Consider the following 15910-nt stretch of genomic DNA (forward strand, 5'->3'; position numbering starts at 1 on the left):
CGTGTTTATTTGGATGAAACAGGATTTGATCGCTACCTGTTCCGTCCCTATGCCCGCAGCCTGAAAGGGCAAATAGTGAAAGCGCAGATAAGTGGAAAAAGATACCGACGCTTATCTCTGGTGTCCGCACAAGTCGGCAACCGGCTGATTGCTCCGATGGTTTATCAAAATACGATGACCGGAGTCTTTTTTGAAGCGTGGTTTCAGCAATGCCTACTGCCCGCATTGACTCAAAAATCGGTGATTATTTTAGATAATGCACGATTTCACCGTATGGGTGTCTTACGGGAAATGGCGGAAAAATGGGGACATAAGGTATTGCCTCTTGCACCTTATTCACCTGAGCTCAACCCGATTGAGAAGGTGTGGGCGAATATTAAGCGGTATCTGCGAACCGTATTGTCTGATTACGCCCGATTTGACGATGCATTACTGTCCTATTTTGATTTTAATTGACTATATTTAAGATTCGCGCCTTGACTTAACACGCAGAGATGGCAAAAGGTCGTCTGAAAAGTTTTCAGACGACCTTTTATTTTTAACTGCCGCTGATGCTTAAGCGCGTTTGCGGAATTCGCCGGTACGGGTATCGATTTCGACTTTGTCGCCGTTTTCGATGTAAGACATCACTTGGATTTCAGTGCCGCCGACCAGACGCGCGGTTTTCATCACTTTGCCGGAAGTATCGCCTTTAACGGCAGGCTCAGTGTATTCAACTTCGCGTACGATGATGGTAGGCAGTTCGACAGAAATGGGGTTGCCTTCGTAGAAGGTCACTTCGCATTGGTCTTCCATGCCGTCAACGATGAATTTCAACGCGTCGCCGATGTTGTCGGCTTCGATTTCGTATTGGTTGAATTCTTCGTCCATGAAGACGTACATAGGGTCGGCAAAGTAGCTGTAAGTACAGTTTTTGCGGGACAGGATGACGACGTCGAATTTGTCGTCGGCTTTGTAAATGGTTTCGGAAGCGGCACCGGTCAGCAGGTTTTTCAGTTTCATGCTGACTTTGGCGGAAGAGCGGCCGCCTTTGATGTATTCGGTTTTTTGAACGACCATAGGATCGTTGCCGACCATGAATACGTTGCCGGCGCGCAGTTCTTGTGCTGTTTTCATGTATTGTCCAATCAAATCGGTTGTAAATAAACGCGCTATTTTAGCGTATTTTTTTAAGCTTTGAAATAAAGGCGGCGAGTTTTTCGGGGGCGGAAGGTTGCTTAAAAAGATGACGGCTCCAGTCCTCCGCGCCTTGCCGCCAGTCGTTTTGGTGTTGTTGCAGGATTTGCCAACATTCGAGGCGTTGTGTTGCGGATAAAGCCTCTCCTCCGTTGAGGTCGTCTGAAAGGCGGCGGTGTGCCGAGGCGGTTTCGGGCGTGTAGAAGCCGTGTGACTTATCCCAAAAGGCGTGGAGTTTGTCGAGATGGACATGCTCGTCTTGCGGGTAGATGTGCCAAAAGAAGGGTTTGCCGGCAAGCTGGGCACGGACGAAACTGTCTTCGCCACGTATCACGGCGCAGTCGGCGAGGTGCAGCAGTTTGTCGAAATCCTGTTGCGGCACGAAAGGGATTTTGACAAGGCGGACTGAGGTCGTCTGAAAAACATCGCCGTCGTTTTGCAGGGCGTTTTGCGGAATGACGCCGCTTTGTTTGAGGCTGTCGATGATTTGCGTACCCGCCAGCAGCAAGGTCAGCGGGCTGCCTGCCTGTTGCCACATGTCCAGCCATTTTGCCCAAACATCGCTCCAATAGCCGAAAATCAGCCATTCGGGGGAGTTTTTTTCGGGCAACATCAACCGCTCTCGCAAGGCTTTGGTATCGAAACGGACGGCATCGCGGTAATCGCGTTCGCGTACCAACCCGCCGCTTTTTTCGCTGAAGCCCATAAACCAAAAATATTTTTGAACACCCTCCTGCGGTGAAGGCATCAGGTGCAGCCTTTCATTGCTTTCTTCCGCGCTCAAATATTCCCAATTCAGCCAAAGCGGCTTGTGTTGGCGGATAATGTGCAACACGTTTTCGGGCAGGTCGCAGGCGAAAGTTTCGATGACGACATCGGGAACGGGCGCAGTATCAATGTCTGCCGCTTCAGAATGCCAAGTGCGGACATGAATATCCTGATGAACGCAGGGAACGTCGGGCAAATCGGGACAAAGCGCACGCAAGGCGGACACATCGTCCGTCCACAAATGCACCTGCCAACCGAGTTCACGGTGCAAAACACGGGCAAGCCGCAAGGAAACGCCGATGTCACCGAAATTGTCGATGACGTTGCAAAAAATCCAACAAACAGGAAAAGCGTGTGTATTCATAAAAGACTCGAGGTCGTCTGAAATCGGTTTCAGACGACCTTTTCAAAACTAAAACGCGCCGAAATAGTGGAACAAATACACAATCAGCAAAACGATTGGAATAAACAGCAGCATGGTTTGACGTTTCAAATCAAACTCTTGCTTAAGATGATGCTTGATGGTGTCGAAAAGGACGAATTTGAACAGAAACGTCGCTTCGCAAGCAAGGATGATGCCGTTGATTAAGTGCTGCGCCGCGTCTTCGGGCGGATTGACGGCGAAAACGGCAAGCGTCGCCAAGGGTATCAGGCAGACGGCAAGCCAGCGGATGATAAGCGGTTTGGACATGGTGTGTGATGGACAAAATAAGGATGATGGTAAAAGAGCAAGTCGGCAGTTTAATCGGGACGAAGGAGGATTTCAAACGGATGGGGAGGTCGTCTGAAAACCAATTTCGGCGAACCTGCCAAAGCCGTTTTCAGACGACCTCTTTATCCAATACGGACTTTTACAATGCCTGAAACGCCTGTACTGCCGCCCAAATGATTTCGGGCTGCTCTTTAATCGCTTCATGGGCTGCAAACGGCACATTCATCAGATGCACATCGGGCAATTCGGTTTTCAGTTCTGCCCAATCATCGAAGGCAAGCAGAAAATCGGCTTCTCCGCGTATTGCCAAGACATTAGCTGTGATTTCACGGACGCTTTCGTTGGGATAACCGCTTGCGCTTTCATCCAGCCACATGGCTTTCAATGCCGCAATCCATTTTTCGGCATCGGGTTCGGGATTGGCTGCCTGATAAGCGGCAAGCTGTTCCGACAGTTTTTCTTTTACAATATTAAGGTTCAGCGCTTCAAACATCGACCGTACGCGATTCAAGTGTTTTTGATGCCACTCTGCACCTACCGTGATGATTTTCTCAACATTTTCATCTTCCGCACCAAGACGGTAAGCAGTTATTCCTCCGTCGCTGAAACCGAACAGACTGTAATTTTCCACGCTTTCGTTGCGCAGGATTTGGCGCACATCATCGGCTGCTTGAGCATAGGTCAATGCGGTAGTGCCAAGCGTGGAGCGTCCGTGTCCGCGCGTATCGACGGCAATCACGCGGTAGTGTTGCAACAGGCGCGGCAGCAACGGTTCAAAGTCGGCAATCGAGCCGAAACCGCCGTGAAGCAAGACCATGACGGAGGCGGCTTCCTTACCGCCGATTTGGTAGTGCAGGCTTGCACCTTGATGGTTAAAAAATTTGGACTGCATGGTTTACCTTTTCAATTTATCCAAAGTATCTGCATAGAAAACATCAAAGAGCTTTTGGATTCCTACACAGATATTGAACATCGCAAAGGGTCGTCTGAAAACGGCTTGGGGACTGTATCTCCGTTTTCAGACGACCTCCTTCTTCTCAATTTTTTGTTTTATCCGTCATCAGCCGATTCCTCAACCATCGGGCGGCAGGGGCGATTTCGCCTGCGAGCATACCGGTTTCTACGCCTGTCGAGTGTTTGATGACATCCGCCGCTGCGCCGTGCAGCCATACGCCAGCGCAAGCGGCTTGGAACGGCAGGATGCCTTGCGCGAGCAGGCTGCCAATGATGCCGCTTAAAACGTCGCCGCTGCCTGCGGTGGCAAGTCCGGCGTTGCCGCTTGGGTTGGTATAGACCGTGCCGTCGGGCGCGGCGACCAGTGTGCGGTGTCCTTTTAGGACGGTTACGGCTTGGAATGTTGCGCTGATGGTTTGGACGGCGGACATTCTGTCTTGCTGGACGGCTTGGGTGGATGTACCGAGCAGGCGGGCGGCTTCGGCGGGATGCGGGGTCAGAATCAGATTGCCGCGCTTTTGTGCTGCTTCGCGGGTTTCGGGGTTAGACCTTGCTAGCAAAGTCAGTGCGTCGGCATCAAGCAACAACGGTGCATCTTGATTGTGCGTCAACACGGTATTTAAGATTCGGTTGGCGGTTTCGCCCAAACCCATGCCGCAGCCGACCGCCCATGCGATGATGTCCTTGCGTTTCAGCAGGTCTTCGGCAGTCGCCAGCATGATTTCGGGGCGTTCGGGGATGACGGCAAAGGGCAAGGCGGTTTGATTGAAGCCCGCCCACACTTTGCCGCTGCCTTGATAAATCGCGGCGGTGGAAGCGAGGACAACGGCTCCGCTCATGCCCGATGCGCCGCCGACGACGGCGAGCGTGCCGTATGTCCCTTTGTGCGATTCCGCTTGGCGTGGGGCGAATACGTCGGGAAATTGCGAGGTCGTCTGAAAAAAATCGGGCGTATCGGGGAGCTTATAGGACGGGTTCATCATCAATCTGCCTGAGTTTGGGATAAAATAGCGGATGCGTGGCGAAAAGAGGATGTCTTTTATCTATCGACTGTTGTTTTCACGATTCTACCGCCCCGTATAGGAACACTACAACCGCACAACAAGGAATATTTAATGAAACAAAAAGTCAAAGTCTGGGATTTGCCAACGCGCCTGTTTCACTGGCTCTTGGTCTTGTCGGTCGGATTTATGTGGTACAGCGCGCAGGCTGGCGGCGGGATGCTGGTTTGGCACTTGCGCTGCGGGCTACTGGTGGCGGGGCTGATTGTCTTCCGCCTGTGTTGGGGTTTGTGGGGCAGCGATACGGCTCGGTTTTCGCAATTCGTGCGCGGCCCGTCATCCATCCGCCGCTACCTGCAAGGCAGCCTGACGGAAAATGAGCAGCCCGGACACAACCCTTTGGGCGCGCTGATGGTCATCGCGCTGATTGCGGCGGTTTTGCTGCAAGCGACGACGGGCTTGTTTGCCGCCGATGAAAACACGTTTACCGACAGCGGCTATCTGAACCATTTGGTCAGCTCGGACACGGGCAGCCTGATGCGCAAAATCCACGTCAATTTCTTCAACCTGCTGGCGGCATTGGCGGGACTACACATCGTTACGGTCTTGGCGTATAAGTTTTTGAAGAAAAAAGATTTGATCCGCCCGATGATCAGCGGCTACAAGTATATCGAGGGGCAAACCGTTACCTTGAAATTTGCTTCCGCCGCCAAACTGATTGCCGCATTGGCAGTGGCGGCTGTGGCGGTGGCTGCGATTTTGATGTTGAAATAACAATTTGAACAAATAGAAAAAGGTCGTCTGAAACGGCAATTCCGTTTTCAGACGACCTTTTCTTTATGCCCTATCTTACAAATGCGGGTTCATCAGGTTTTCGGGCGACAGGATGCGGTCGAGTTCCGCTTCGCTCAACAGGCCGCGTTCGAGCACGACTTCGCGCACGCCTTTGCCGGTTTGGGCGCAGATTTTGCCGACCAAATCGCCGTTGCCGTGGCCGATATACGGGTTCAGGTAAGTGACCAAGCCGATGGAGTTGAACACATAGCGTTCGCAGATTTCGCGGTTGACGGTAATGCCTTTGACGCATTTTTCGGCGAGGTTTACCGCAGCGTTGCCCAAGAGGGAGATGGTTTCAAACATACATTGCGCGATGACCGGCTCCATTACGTTTAATTGCAACTGCCCCGCTTCGGCAGCGAAGGTGATGGTGGTATCGTTGCCGATGACTTTGAAGCAGACTTGGTTGACCACTTCGGGAATCACGGGGTTGACTTTGGCGGGCATAATCGACGAGCCTGCCTGCATTTCCGGCAGGTTGATTTCTTTCAAACCGGCTCGCGGGCCGGACGACAAGAGGCGCAAGTCGTTACAGATTTTCGATAATTTCACCGCCGTGCGTTTCAATGCGCCGTGTACCATCACATACGCGCCGCAGTCGGAAGTCGCTTCAATCAGGTTTTCGGTCAGTTTGCAATCCAAGCCGCTGACTTCGGACAATTTTTTCACCGCCAAAGCCGCGTAGCCTTTGGGCGTGTTCACACCCGTACCGATGGCGGTTGCGCCCAAGTTGACTTCCAAAAGCAAGGCGCGCGTACGGTCCAGATTCAAAATTTCTTCTTCCAGCAACACTTGGAAAGATTGAAACTCCTGCCCCGCCGTCATCGGCACGGCATCTTGAAGCTGGGTGCGCCCCATTTTCAAAACATCTTTAAATTCATCGGCTTTGGCGGCAAACGCGTCTTTCAGCAACGCCAGTTTTTCCAGCAGCCCGCCGACGCTGTAATACACCGCCAGCCGGAAGCCGGTCGGATACGCGTCGTTGGTGGACTGGCTGGCGTTCACATGATCCATCGGATTGACGATGTCGTAGCGGCCTTTTTCATAGCCCAATATTTCCAAAGCAAGGTTGGCGATGACTTCATTAGTATTCATGTTGACCGAAGTCCCCGCGCCACCTTGATACACGTCGGACGGGAATTGGTCGAGGCAGCGGCCTTTAAGCAATACTTCATCGCAAGCCTTCTCAATGGCGGCAGCAATTTCTGGCTTCACTGCGCCCAATTCGCCGTTTGCCTGCGCGGTCGCTTTTTTCACCATCACCATGCTGCGGACGAACTGCGGCACATCGGAAATTTTTTGATTGGAAATTTTAAAGTTTTCCACCGCGCGCAAAGTATGGATGCCCCAATACGCCTCGGCGGGGATTTCGCGGTCGCCCAGCAAATCGTGTTCGATACGGACAGTCATTTCTCTTACCTTCTCATTCGTTGGTTTATCAAGTAATGTGCATATGCAGGCGGAACATTAGACCGTTTTGCGCGGGTTGTCTAGCTGTAACCGCATCCCTGAAACATACCTGACTTGTTCATCTCGCGTCGTTGTCATCAAAATAGGAAAATCATTCCCTCTTTCAAGACAAAAGGTCGTCTGAAACCTTTTTCAGACGACCTTTTACATGCTTACATCCCGACCAGCCCCCGTATCTGCGGCCAGTAAAATAAACAGGCGATGGCGCAGACGGCGACGCTGATGCCTGCAGCGTTGATGCTGCTGATTTTCTCTTTAAACGCCATCGCGCCGACCAGCGTACCCAAGACGATGACGCCGATGTTCATGCCTGCGAAGACCAGCGTCGGGTTGTCTTTCATCATTTGGTGGGCGGTGATGTAGGTAACGATGTTGGCGAAATTCAAACCACCCAAGACGATGCCGCCGATAATGCCTTCTTTCGTCCATTTGGTCGATTGGGAGAAAAGGTAGCCGAACATCAAAATACCGGCGAGGCTGAAGGCGACCAAGAGGTTGCCTGAAAACGCCGTACCACTTTTGGCAAGCTGTTTGAAGAGGATGTCGATGATGCCGTAGCCCGCCCAAACGCCCGCAAGCAGCGTGATTTGCGTACCCAATCCGCCCGATTTCTTGCCGCCGTCGGCTTTCCACAACAGGCAGAACAGAGCCACAAACGCCAAAACGATGCCTATCAACCTGCCTTCGGTCAAGGCTTCGCCAAAAATGACGAACGCGGAAATAATCGGCAATATCAAAGACAAACGCTGCGCCGCATCGGACTTGACGATACCCGCCGCATCGACCGCCTTGCCCATAATCACAAACACCGAAGGCAGCAGCACGCCCAACGCGCCAAACAGCCACCAAGTCGGCAAAAAGGCTTTCAGGTTGCTCAAATCGGGTTTCAACACCCAAGCCGTCAACGCCACTGCGACGATGTAGTTCACCGCCACCGCCTGCGCGACGTCGATTTTGTTCTTACGCGCCAATTTGAGCAATACCGACACAGACACGCTGCACAGTATGCTTGCCAATAAATAAATCATGTTTTTCCTTTGATTGAATGTGTCGGATGCGTGGACAAATTTTCAGACGACCTTCTTGGTGTCCTGTTTTGATATTTAGTTTCCCGCAAACGACCCATACAAAAATTTCAGACGACCCCGGGATGCGAAGGTCGTCTGAAAACAAGGCGGGCGGTTGCGCTTAGAACCAAGTATCCAAAGACATACGCTTGTTGTCCATCAGTCTGACGAAACCTGCCGCCAGACGGTAAGCAAACCAAACCGATACCAAAAACAGCAACACAGAGCCGATGCCGATAAACGCGGTGATTTTACTCAAAACAAACCCCGCCAGACCGCCCCAGAAGGTTTTAATCAGATAGTCTGCATGGTTATTATAAACCGAGTCGCCCATATCGCCACGTTTTACATACGCCAAAACGATGCCGGCAACAGGCATTACCAAGGTCGCAAATGCCAAGGCAAACAAGGCATACATCGCCATCACGTAAGTCCGGTCGCCGTCTTGGCGCGGCGCTTCCGCCGTATGCTCGCTACCGGTCTGCTGGCTGGCGGTCTGCCCGCTTCTACCGCTGAATTCACGGAGCGACTCGTCGTACCATGCCCGACGTTCGGGATCGACCAGCGTATCGTAAGCCTGACGGATTTCCTTAAAACGCTCTTCCGCTTCGGGATTGCCGGGATTACGATCAGGATGGTATTTCATTGCCGAATCACGATAGGCTTTTCTGATTTCTGCAATGTCCGCATCCGCCGAAATGCCGAGAATTTCATAAAAATTACGGTTTTCCATATTAGGGTGTGCCTCTTTGGTTTGTGTTTGCCAAAGCCCGATACCGTGAAATCACGGCAACAGGCTGTTTGACAGAATGAAAACAGATATAAAATCAGGCATTGTGTTCTTTTTATAAAACCTTCAAATTTGCCCGAATCTGCGTTTCCCGACTTAAAACCGTTTTGCATCCCTTTAGACGGCGACCTGTACATCCTGCGGATTCAAAGCCCGCAAAGCCTGCGGACTGACACCGATGATGAATCCGCGTTTGCCGCCGTTGATATAAACTTTCTCCAAATCCCAAATACTTTTTTCAACATACACAGGCAACCGGGTTTTCATACCGAAAGGCGTCGTCCCGCCCACCAGATAGCCCGTCCATTTGTTTGCCTGTTTCGGATCGGCAGGCTCGATGTGTTTCATGCCCAAATCGCGAGCCAGATTGCGGGTGGAAATCTGCTTGTCGCCGTGCATCACGACGACCAGCCCTTTCTTCGCTTCGTTTTGCAGCACGATGGTTTTGACCACCTGATGCTCGTCCACACCGAACAACTCGGCAAACTGCCCTGTCCCGCCGTGTTCCTCATAAACATAAATATAAGGCTCAAAATCAATTTGATGTGTACGCAAGAAACGGACGGCAGGAGTAACCGGATAATCGGTATTTTTGCTCATGATGCAGTTCCAATAATATTCAGACGACCTAAAACCAATATGACAATGACGCGTAAAAATAGTTTCCGCATCTTTTCAAAAACAACAAAACCGCCCGCCTGCTGTGGCAGACAATCAAGCTGAATGTTACCATAAGCCCCTGCCCAATATCCGCCGTCTCGTTCTGACCCCATCAGGCAAACCGAAATCCAACAACAGGACAGAATGCCCCGTGCGCCCAACCTCAAGGAATATCAAATGAATATCCGATACCTCGGTACCACCGAACGCTACTCCGAAGCCGTCTGCGCCGGAGGATTCGTCTTCCTCTCAGGCATGGTTCCCGAAAATCCCGAAGCCGATGCCAAAGCCCAGACCGAAAACGTTTTGGCGCAAATCGACCGCTGGCTTGAAGAATGCGGCTCCGACAAAGCACACATCCTCGAAGCCACCATCTTCCTGACCGATATGAACGACTACGCCGCCATGAACGAAGCCTGGGATGCCTGGACAGCCCCCGGCCGCGCCCCGGCCCGCGCCTGCATCGAAGCCAAACTCGCCAAACCGGAATGGGCGGTCGAAATCAAAGTATCCGCCGTGTGCAAGTGATTGGATTGGGCAAGGGGTCGTCTGAAAACAGTCGCTGATTTTCAGACGACCTCTGCAACAAATAAAATCTGCAACACTGATACTATCAAAAACTAGAAAATATTTAATTTTATTAAAAACAAATAGTTATTTAAAATCTTCCGAGTAAGCCCGCCTACGCTTCAAAATAAAATCGAAATAAACTATACTTTTTCTTAATTTATGAGATAATAGCTAAACAAATTCTTAGCTAAATTCATCAACATCAAACGAGACCAACACTATGTCAGACGAAAAAAGCAAAGCCCTAGCCGCCGCCCTTGCCCAAATTGAAAAAAACTTCGGCAAAGGTTCCATCATGAAAATGGACGGCAGCCAGCAAGAAGAAAACCTTGACGTCATCTCCACCGGCTCGCTCGGTGTGGACTTGGCGCTCGGCGTCGGCGGTCTGCCGCGCGGCCGCGTCGTCGAAATCTTCGGCCCCGAATCCTCCGGTAAAACCACGCTCTGCCTCGAAGCCATCGCCCAATGCCAGAAAAACGGCGGCATCTGCGCCTTTATCGACGCCGAACACGCCTTCGACCCCGTTTACGCCCGCAAACTCGGCGTTAAAGTAGAAGAACTCTACCTATCCCAACCTGATACCGGCGAGCAGGCTCTGGAAATCTGCGACACGCTGGTACGTTCCGGCGGCGTGGACATGGTCGTTGTCGACTCCGTAGCCGCCCTCGTACCCAAAGCCGAAATCGAAGGCGAAATGGGCGACAGCCACGTCGGCCTGCAAGCCCGCCTGATGAGCCAAGCCCTGCGCAAACTGACCGGCCACATCAAACGCACCAACACACTGGTCGTCTTCATCAACCAAATCCGTATGAAAATCGGCGTGATGTTCGGCAGTCCCGAAACCACCACCGGCGGTAACGCCCTCAAATTCTACGCCTCCGTCCGCCTCGACATCCGCCGCACCGGACAAATCAAAAAAGGCGACGACGTCATCGGCAACGAAACCAAAGTCAAAGTCATCAAAAACAAAGTCGCCCCTCCATTCCGCCAAGCCGAATTCGATATCCTGTACGGCGAAGGCGTAAGCTGGGAAGGCGAACTGATCGACCTCGGCGTCAAATACGACATCGTTGAAAAATCAGGCGCATGGTACAGCTACAACGGCGCCAAAATCGGACAAGGCAAAGACAACGTCCGCGTCTGGCTGAAAGAAAATCCCGAAATCGCCAACGAAATCGATGCCAAAATCCGTGCCGCCGTGGGCATCAACATCGATATCACCGAAGGCAAACTGGACGACACCGACGGCGAACGTCCCGAGGAATAAACCCCTCTTGAGTCTTGGTTAAAATGAAAAGAGGTCGTCTGAAATATTTCAGACGACCTCTTCATGATTCCGTATCAGGCAAATCAAGCTTTCAGCAATTCTTGCAGCTCACCTGCTTCGTACATTTCCATCAAAATATCGGAACCGCCGACAAACTCTCCGTTTACGTAGAGTTGCGGGATGGTCGGCCAATCGCTGTATTCTTTGATACCTTGGCGGACGGCATCGTTTTCCAAAACATTCACGGTAACGTAATCAGTGCAGCCCGCAGCGTTGAGGATTTGCACGGCGCGTGAAGAAAAGCCGCATTGCGGAAACTGCTTCGTACCCTTCATAAACAAAACAACGCGGTGGGTGGTAACAACTTCTTTAATTTGGTCGTGGATAGAGGTCATGGTGTAATCCTTATTTACATGAATCGGTTAATCGGAATTTGCGCCATTATACGCAAATTGCTGCATTTAGGTGCGTCTGTTTGCATACGCATTTGAACAAATTAATATCGGTTTATCAAAAATCTTGAGATTACAAACCAGCCGATTATCCTCTGCCCATCCTATTCAATAAGCAGCCGACCAAACCGATACAGCCTAAAAATTGTCAACAATCCAAACCATCTTATTCTAAAGCAATGTTATAATTTCCCGAATCAATTTTTCAGACGACCCCTACAAGGACCCTGACTTATGAATAATTCAGTCATCACTGTCATCGGCAAAGACCGCGTCGGCATCGTGTACGACGTTTCCAGAATTTTGGCGGAAAACCAAATCAACATCCTCAATATCAGCCAGCAGCTGATGGACGATTTCTTCACCATGATTATCTTGGTGGATACCTCGAAATGCCCCAAATCGCGGCAGGAAATGCTGGATTTGTTTGCGGAAGAGAGCAAAAAACTCGCGCTCGATATCCGTATGCAAAATGAAGAAATCTTCCAAGCCATGCACCGCATTTGATTTTAGGAACTCTAAAATTATGTCAAAAAATAAAATTAGTTTTAATGTAGCTGAAGAGAAATCTGCACGGCTGGCTGTTTTAATTGATGCTGATAATGCGTCAGCGCAAACCATTGATGCGATTTTAGAAGAAACAACTAAATTCGGTGAAGCAATGGTAAAACGCATCTATGGCAACTTTGTTGGTGACAACGGTAAATGGAAAGCTGTCATTAATGAGCATGCTATCAAACCTATGCAGCAATTCGCCTACACCACAGGTAAAAATGCCACTGACGGTTTTATGATTATTGATGCGATGGATTTACTCTATACCGGCCGTTTTGATGGTTTTTGTTTGGTATCTAGTGATAGTGACTTTACTGCACTGGCTATCCGGTTGAAGGAACAAGGTGTAACAGTTTACGGTTTCGGCAAAAAGCAAACGCCTGAAGCTTTCCGTAATGCGTGCAGCCAATTTATCTATGTAGAAAACTTGATGCCTGAACCCGCACAAAAAGAAACAGTAACCGATAAACCACAGAAACCAGCAGAGAAACAGATTCAAACAGTCTCGCCCGAAAATGCTCAAGCTCAACCGAAAATTGCCGAACAATTTGAGCACAAACTACCGTTGGAAACTATACATAAAATTTTCGAACATGCGGATAGTGAATGGATGGCTATGACTGCATTCGGTGCCACTTGGAAACGCTTGCAGGTAGATTTTGACCCACGTAATTACGGTTGTAAGAAATTTACCGATTTAGTAAAAAAATATTCTGATGTGTTTGATTACGAGATGCGAAAAACTGCTGAAGGCACGCAAGAGCATATGTATGTCAAGCTTAAAGTCTAATCGAAGGTCGTCTAAAAATATTTTTCAGACGACCTGCAAGAAAGGCCGAGTCCCATGAACAATTTCCACAGTAATGAGATACTTGAAACCGTCAAAATGGTTGCCGACCAGCATTTCGACGTCCGCACCATTACCATAGGCATTGATTTGCACGACTGTATCAGCACCGACATCGATGTGTTGAACCAAAACATTTACAACAAAATCACCACTGTCGGCAAAGATTTGGTCGCTACGGCGAAACACCTGTCTGCCAAATACGGCGTGCCGATTGTGAATCAGCGTATTTCCGTCACGCCAATTGCCCAAATCGCGGCGGCGACCAAAGCCGAGTCTTACGTCAGCGTGGCACAGACTTTGGACAAAGCAGCCAAAGCCATCGGCGTGTCTTTTATCGGTGGCTTTTCCGCTCTTGTGCAAAAAGGCATGTCGCCTTCAGACGAGGTGTTAATCCGCTCCATTCCCGAAGCGATGAAGACCACTGACATTGTGTGCAGCTCCATCAATATCGGCAGCACGCGCGCGGGCATCAATATGGATGCGGTCAGATTGGCGGGCGAAACCATCAAGCGCACGGCTGAAATCACGCCCGAAGGTTTCGGCTGCGCCAAAATCGTCGTGTTCTGCAACGCGGTGGAAGACAATCCGTTTATGGCGGGTGCGTTTCACGGTGCGGGCGAAGCGGACGCCGTCATCAACGTCGGCGTATCGGGACCGGGCGTGGTCAAAGCCGCGTTGGAAAATTCAGACGCGGTCAGCCTGACCGAAGTTGCCGAAGTCGTGAAGAAAACCGCCTTCAAAATCACCCGCGTGGGCGAACTCATCGGCCGCGAAGCCTCGAAAATACTGGGCATCCCGTTCGGCATTCTCGATTTATCGCTGGCACCGACCCCCGCCGTCGGCGACTCGGTGGCGCGCATCCTTGAAGAAATGGGTTTAAGCGTCTGCGGTACGCACGGCACGACGGCTGCCTTGGCATTGCTGAACGATGCCGTGAAAAAAGGCGGCATGATGGCTTCCAGTGCGGTTGGCGGTTTGAGCGGCGCGTTTATCCCCGTTTCCGAAGACGAAGGCATGATTGCCGCTGCTGAAGCAGGCGTGCTGACGCTGGACAAACTCGAAGCAATGACCGCTGTCTGCTCGGTCGGGTTGGACATGATTGCCGTACCCGGTGATACGCCTGCTCATACCATTTCCGGCATCATCGCCGACGAAGCCGCCATCGGCATGATCAACAGCAAAACCACCGCCGTGCGCATTATTCCGGTAACGGGCAAAACCGTCGGCGACAGCGTCGAGTTTGGCGGCCTGCTGGGTTACGCGCCCGTGATGCCGGTCAAAGAAGGTTCGTGCGAAGTGTTTGTCAACCGAGGAGGCAGGATTCCCGCGCCGGTGCAGTCGATGAAGAACTGATTGCTTAACCATAAAAAAGGTCGTCTGAAAACTTGCAATGCTTGTTTTCAGACGACCTTTTGTTTATTTGAGACTGTATTTTCAGACGACCTATAAACCCAATTCCCTGAGGAAGCGCACGTCGTCCGCCCAGCCTGATTTGACCTTGACCCAAACCTTTAAAAACACTTTGGTATCAAACAGTTTTTCCATATCGAGGCGGGCTTCGGTGGAGATTTTTTTCAGTTTTTCCCCGCCTTTGCCGATTAATATGGCTTTTTGGCTGTCTTTATCGACCAATACGGCGATGTAGATTCGGTAGAGGCCGTTTTCCTCTTCTTCGAATTGTTCGATTTCCACATTCATGGCGTAGGGCAGCTCTTCGCCGAGGTAACGGAACAGTTTTTCGCGCACGATTTCGGTGGCGAGGAAACGGCTGGAACGGTCGGTCACCATTTCTTCCGGATACATCGGCACGCTTTGGGGCAGGTAAGGTCTGAGGCGCGCGAGCAGGTTGGCGATGCCCAATCCGTGTTTGGCGCTGACGGTTTCATGCCCTGCAAATTTGAATTCTGCGCTGATTTGGTCGATAAATTCCTGCAAACCGCTGCTGCCCGCTTTGTTTTTGTCGATTTTGTTGATAACGAGGATGACGGGCGTGTTTGTCGGCAGTTGTTTCATTACGATACGGTCGGCATCGGTAAAGCGCATGGCTTCGACGACGAAAACGACGGCGTCGACGCCGCTCAACGCTTCGGTTACGTTTTGATTGAGGCGGTCGTTCAGGGCGTTGCGGTGTTTGGTTTGGAAGCCGGGCGTATCGACGAAAACGAATTGGGCGGTGTCGTCGGTGTAAATGCCGGTAACGCGGTTGCGCGTGGTTTGGGCTTTTTTGCTGGTGATGCTGATTTTTTGCCCGATAAGGTGGTTCATCAGCGTGGATTTACCGACGTTGGGGCGGCCGACGATGGCGACGAAGCCGCAGCGGTAGTCGGCGGGATGGCTGGATTCGTTTTGCAGGTAGGTTTCGATGTCCATGATGGCTTTCTATTTGACGTTTCAGACGACTTTTTTGTATCCATAGCAACTGTATTTTTCACCCCGTCGGGCAAAAATACCAAAACTCAAATCAAGCCGTTCGGATACCGTTTTCGGTGGTACCGTTTTCGGCAAAGTAATCACGCATCCGGGCATTCAATATCGTCAGCAGTTTGCGCATACATGCCGTAACGGCAACCTTATACGGCTTACCCTTGGACAGCAGGCGTTGGTAGAAATCCCGAATAAGCGGTTCAAAACGTGTCGCTACCACGGTAGCCATATACAGTGCCTTACGCACCGCAGACCTTCCGCCGAAGCAGCGGCTTTTGAATTTGGTTTCCCCGCTCTCCCTCGGGTGTGGCGCAATACCGACCAAACTCGCCAGCCGTTTGTGCGACAGCCGTCCCA

Annotated in this window: 18 protein-coding genes and 1 pseudogene; 7 read left to right on the forward strand and 12 right to left on the reverse strand. The window is 51.0% G+C overall.

Features of this window, described 5'->3' with window-relative positions; genetic code table 11:
- Positions 1 to 456: pseudogene (locus tag HMPREF1028_RS03365) on the forward strand (IS630 family transposase); the annotation flags it as partial.
- Positions 457 to 555: 99 nt separating this feature from the next.
- On the opposite strand, the gene efp reads toward HMPREF1028_RS03365, so the two are convergent.
- The 5 genes from efp to HMPREF1028_RS03390 form a co-directional block, all read right to left on the reverse strand.
- Positions 556 to 1116 carry an elongation factor P gene (gene efp, locus HMPREF1028_RS03370; protein WP_002219406.1) on the reverse strand — a complete coding sequence of 187 codons (561 nt, stop codon included), beginning with the start codon at positions 1114 to 1116 and terminating at the stop codon, positions 556 to 558.
- Between the two features lie 40 nt (positions 1117 to 1156).
- Entirely contained in the window at positions 1157 to 2308 is a 1152-nt protein-coding gene (gene earP, locus HMPREF1028_RS03375) for an elongation factor P maturation arginine rhamnosyltransferase EarP (RefSeq protein WP_009311379.1), read from the reverse strand.
- A gap of 48 nt (positions 2309 to 2356) precedes the next feature.
- A complete protein-coding gene (locus HMPREF1028_RS03380) occupies positions 2357 to 2635 on the reverse strand; it encodes a hypothetical protein (RefSeq protein ID WP_003758590.1) in 279 nt (92 codons plus the stop codon).
- Between the two features lie 160 nt (positions 2636 to 2795).
- Entirely contained in the window at positions 2796 to 3548 is a 753-nt protein-coding gene (locus tag HMPREF1028_RS03385; RefSeq protein ID WP_009311381.1) for an alpha/beta hydrolase, read from the reverse strand.
- A 145-nt stretch (positions 3549 to 3693) separates the two neighbouring features.
- The gene (locus tag HMPREF1028_RS03390) at positions 3694 to 4593 is read right to left on the reverse strand and encodes an NAD(P)H-hydrate dehydratase (protein ID WP_009311382.1); all 900 of its coding nucleotides are present in this window, start codon (positions 4591 to 4593) and stop codon (positions 3694 to 3696) included.
- 132 nt (positions 4594 to 4725) lie between these two features.
- On the opposite strand from HMPREF1028_RS03390, the gene HMPREF1028_RS03395 reads away from it, so the two are divergent.
- On the forward strand, positions 4726 to 5385 hold the full coding sequence (locus HMPREF1028_RS03395) for a cytochrome b/b6 domain-containing protein (protein WP_009311383.1): 660 nt from the start codon (positions 4726 to 4728) through the stop codon (positions 5383 to 5385).
- Positions 5386 to 5460: 75 nt separating this feature from the next.
- On the opposite strand, the gene aspA is transcribed toward HMPREF1028_RS03395, so the two are convergent.
- The 4 genes from aspA to ybaK form a co-directional block, all read right to left on the reverse strand.
- The gene (aspA, locus tag HMPREF1028_RS03400) at positions 5461 to 6858 is read right to left on the reverse strand and encodes an aspartate ammonia-lyase (RefSeq protein WP_009311384.1); all 1398 of its coding nucleotides are present in this window, start codon (positions 6856 to 6858) and stop codon (positions 5461 to 5463) included.
- 212 nt (positions 6859 to 7070) lie between these two features.
- On the reverse strand, positions 7071 to 7946 hold the full coding sequence (locus HMPREF1028_RS03405; protein ID WP_009311385.1) for a DMT family transporter: 876 nt from the start codon (positions 7944 to 7946) through the stop codon (positions 7071 to 7073).
- Positions 7947 to 8106: 160 nt separating this feature from the next.
- A complete protein-coding gene (locus HMPREF1028_RS03410) occupies positions 8107 to 8718 on the reverse strand; it encodes a DnaJ domain-containing protein (protein ID WP_009311386.1) in 612 nt (203 codons plus the stop codon).
- 174 nt (positions 8719 to 8892) lie between these two features.
- Complete coding sequence (ybaK, locus tag HMPREF1028_RS03415) at positions 8893 to 9375, reverse strand: Cys-tRNA(Pro) deacylase (RefSeq protein ID WP_009311387.1); 483 nt, start codon at positions 9373 to 9375, stop codon at positions 8893 to 8895.
- 237 nt (positions 9376 to 9612) lie between these two features.
- Between ybaK and HMPREF1028_RS03420 the strand changes: the two genes are divergently transcribed.
- On the forward strand, positions 9613 to 9963 hold the full coding sequence (locus HMPREF1028_RS03420) for a RidA family protein (protein WP_009311388.1): 351 nt from the start codon (positions 9613 to 9615) through the stop codon (positions 9961 to 9963).
- Positions 9964 to 10225: 262 nt separating this feature from the next.
- The gene (recA, locus tag HMPREF1028_RS03425) at positions 10226 to 11272 is read left to right on the forward strand and encodes a recombinase RecA (protein ID WP_003758619.1); all 1047 of its coding nucleotides are present in this window, start codon (positions 10226 to 10228) and stop codon (positions 11270 to 11272) included.
- Positions 11273 to 11355: 83 nt separating this feature from the next.
- Here the strand turns inward: recA and grxD are convergent, their stop codons facing one another.
- Entirely contained in the window at positions 11356 to 11667 is a 312-nt protein-coding gene (gene grxD, locus HMPREF1028_RS03430) for a Grx4 family monothiol glutaredoxin (RefSeq protein WP_009311389.1), read from the reverse strand.
- Positions 11668 to 11958: 291 nt separating this feature from the next.
- Between grxD and HMPREF1028_RS03435 the strand changes: the two genes are divergently transcribed.
- Genes HMPREF1028_RS03435 through HMPREF1028_RS03445 form a run of 3 tightly spaced genes read left to right on the forward strand, consistent with a single transcriptional unit; the run spans position 11959 to position 14482 of the window.
- Positions 11959 to 12231 (forward strand): ACT domain-containing protein, encoded by a 273-nt coding sequence (locus tag HMPREF1028_RS03435; RefSeq protein WP_003765481.1) that lies wholly within the window; start codon positions 11959 to 11961, stop codon positions 12229 to 12231.
- A gap of 19 nt (positions 12232 to 12250) precedes the next feature.
- The gene (locus tag HMPREF1028_RS03440; RefSeq protein WP_009311390.1) at positions 12251 to 13069 is read left to right on the forward strand and encodes an NYN domain-containing protein; all 819 of its coding nucleotides are present in this window, start codon (positions 12251 to 12253) and stop codon (positions 13067 to 13069) included.
- 54 nt (positions 13070 to 13123) lie between these two features.
- Positions 13124 to 14482 carry a PFL family protein gene (locus HMPREF1028_RS03445; protein WP_009311391.1) on the forward strand — a complete coding sequence of 453 codons (1359 nt, stop codon included), beginning with the start codon at positions 13124 to 13126 and terminating at the stop codon, positions 14480 to 14482.
- Between the two features lie 90 nt (positions 14483 to 14572).
- Here the strand turns inward: HMPREF1028_RS03445 and era are convergent, their stop codons facing one another.
- Positions 14573 to 15499, reverse strand: coding sequence for a GTPase Era (era, locus tag HMPREF1028_RS03450; RefSeq protein WP_009311392.1), 927 nt, complete (start codon positions 15497 to 15499; stop codon positions 14573 to 14575).
- A gap of 91 nt (positions 15500 to 15590) precedes the next feature.
- On the reverse strand, positions 15591 to 15910 hold a 320-nt coding region (locus HMPREF1028_RS03455; RefSeq protein ID WP_009311393.1), incomplete at its 5' end, for an IS110 family transposase.

Origin of the sequence: Neisseria sp. GT4A_CT1, assembly GCF_000227275.1 — a bacterium.
In the GTDB taxonomy this organism is placed as follows: Bacteria; Pseudomonadota; Gammaproteobacteria; order Burkholderiales; family Neisseriaceae; genus Neisseria.

Excerpts from the sequence above, each read along its gene's own strand:
- earP (WP_009311379.1), bottom strand. The coding sequence starts at position 2,308 with ATGAATACACACGCTTTTCCTGTTTGTTGGATTTTTTGCAACGTCATC.
- efp (WP_002219406.1), bottom strand. The coding sequence starts at position 1,116 with ATGAAAACAGCACAAGAACTGCGCGCCGGCAACGTATTCATGGTCGGC.
- era (WP_009311392.1), bottom strand. The coding sequence starts at position 15,499 with ATGGACATCGAAACCTACCTGCAAAACGAATCCAGCCATCCCGCCGAC.
- recA (WP_003758619.1), top strand. The coding sequence starts at position 10,226 with ATGTCAGACGAAAAAAGCAAAGCCCTAGCCGCCGCCCTTGCCCAAATT.
- HMPREF1028_RS03390 (WP_009311382.1), bottom strand. The coding sequence starts at position 4,593 with ATGATGAACCCGTCCTATAAGCTCCCCGATACGCCCGATTTTTTTCAG.
- HMPREF1028_RS03440 (WP_009311390.1), top strand. The coding sequence starts at position 12,251 with ATGTCAAAAAATAAAATTAGTTTTAATGTAGCTGAAGAGAAATCTGCA.
- HMPREF1028_RS03420 (WP_009311388.1), top strand. The coding sequence starts at position 9,613 with ATGAATATCCGATACCTCGGTACCACCGAACGCTACTCCGAAGCCGTC.
- ybaK (WP_009311387.1), bottom strand. The coding sequence starts at position 9,375 with ATGAGCAAAAATACCGATTATCCGGTTACTCCTGCCGTCCGTTTCTTG.
- HMPREF1028_RS03385 (WP_009311381.1), bottom strand. The coding sequence starts at position 3,548 with ATGCAGTCCAAATTTTTTAACCATCAAGGTGCAAGCCTGCACTACCAA.
- HMPREF1028_RS03410 (WP_009311386.1), bottom strand. The coding sequence starts at position 8,718 with ATGGAAAACCGTAATTTTTATGAAATTCTCGGCATTTCGGCGGATGCG.
- aspA (WP_009311384.1), bottom strand. The coding sequence starts at position 6,858 with ATGACTGTCCGTATCGAACACGATTTGCTGGGCGACCGCGAAATCCCC.
- HMPREF1028_RS03380 (WP_003758590.1), bottom strand. The coding sequence starts at position 2,635 with ATGTCCAAACCGCTTATCATCCGCTGGCTTGCCGTCTGCCTGATACCC.
- HMPREF1028_RS03405 (WP_009311385.1), bottom strand. The coding sequence starts at position 7,946 with ATGATTTATTTATTGGCAAGCATACTGTGCAGCGTGTCTGTGTCGGTA.
- HMPREF1028_RS03395 (WP_009311383.1), top strand. The coding sequence starts at position 4,726 with ATGAAACAAAAAGTCAAAGTCTGGGATTTGCCAACGCGCCTGTTTCAC.
- HMPREF1028_RS03435 (WP_003765481.1), top strand. The coding sequence starts at position 11,959 with ATGAATAATTCAGTCATCACTGTCATCGGCAAAGACCGCGTCGGCATC.
- grxD (WP_009311389.1), bottom strand. The coding sequence starts at position 11,667 with ATGACCTCTATCCACGACCAAATTAAAGAAGTTGTTACCACCCACCGC.
- HMPREF1028_RS03445 (WP_009311391.1), top strand. The coding sequence starts at position 13,124 with ATGAACAATTTCCACAGTAATGAGATACTTGAAACCGTCAAAATGGTT.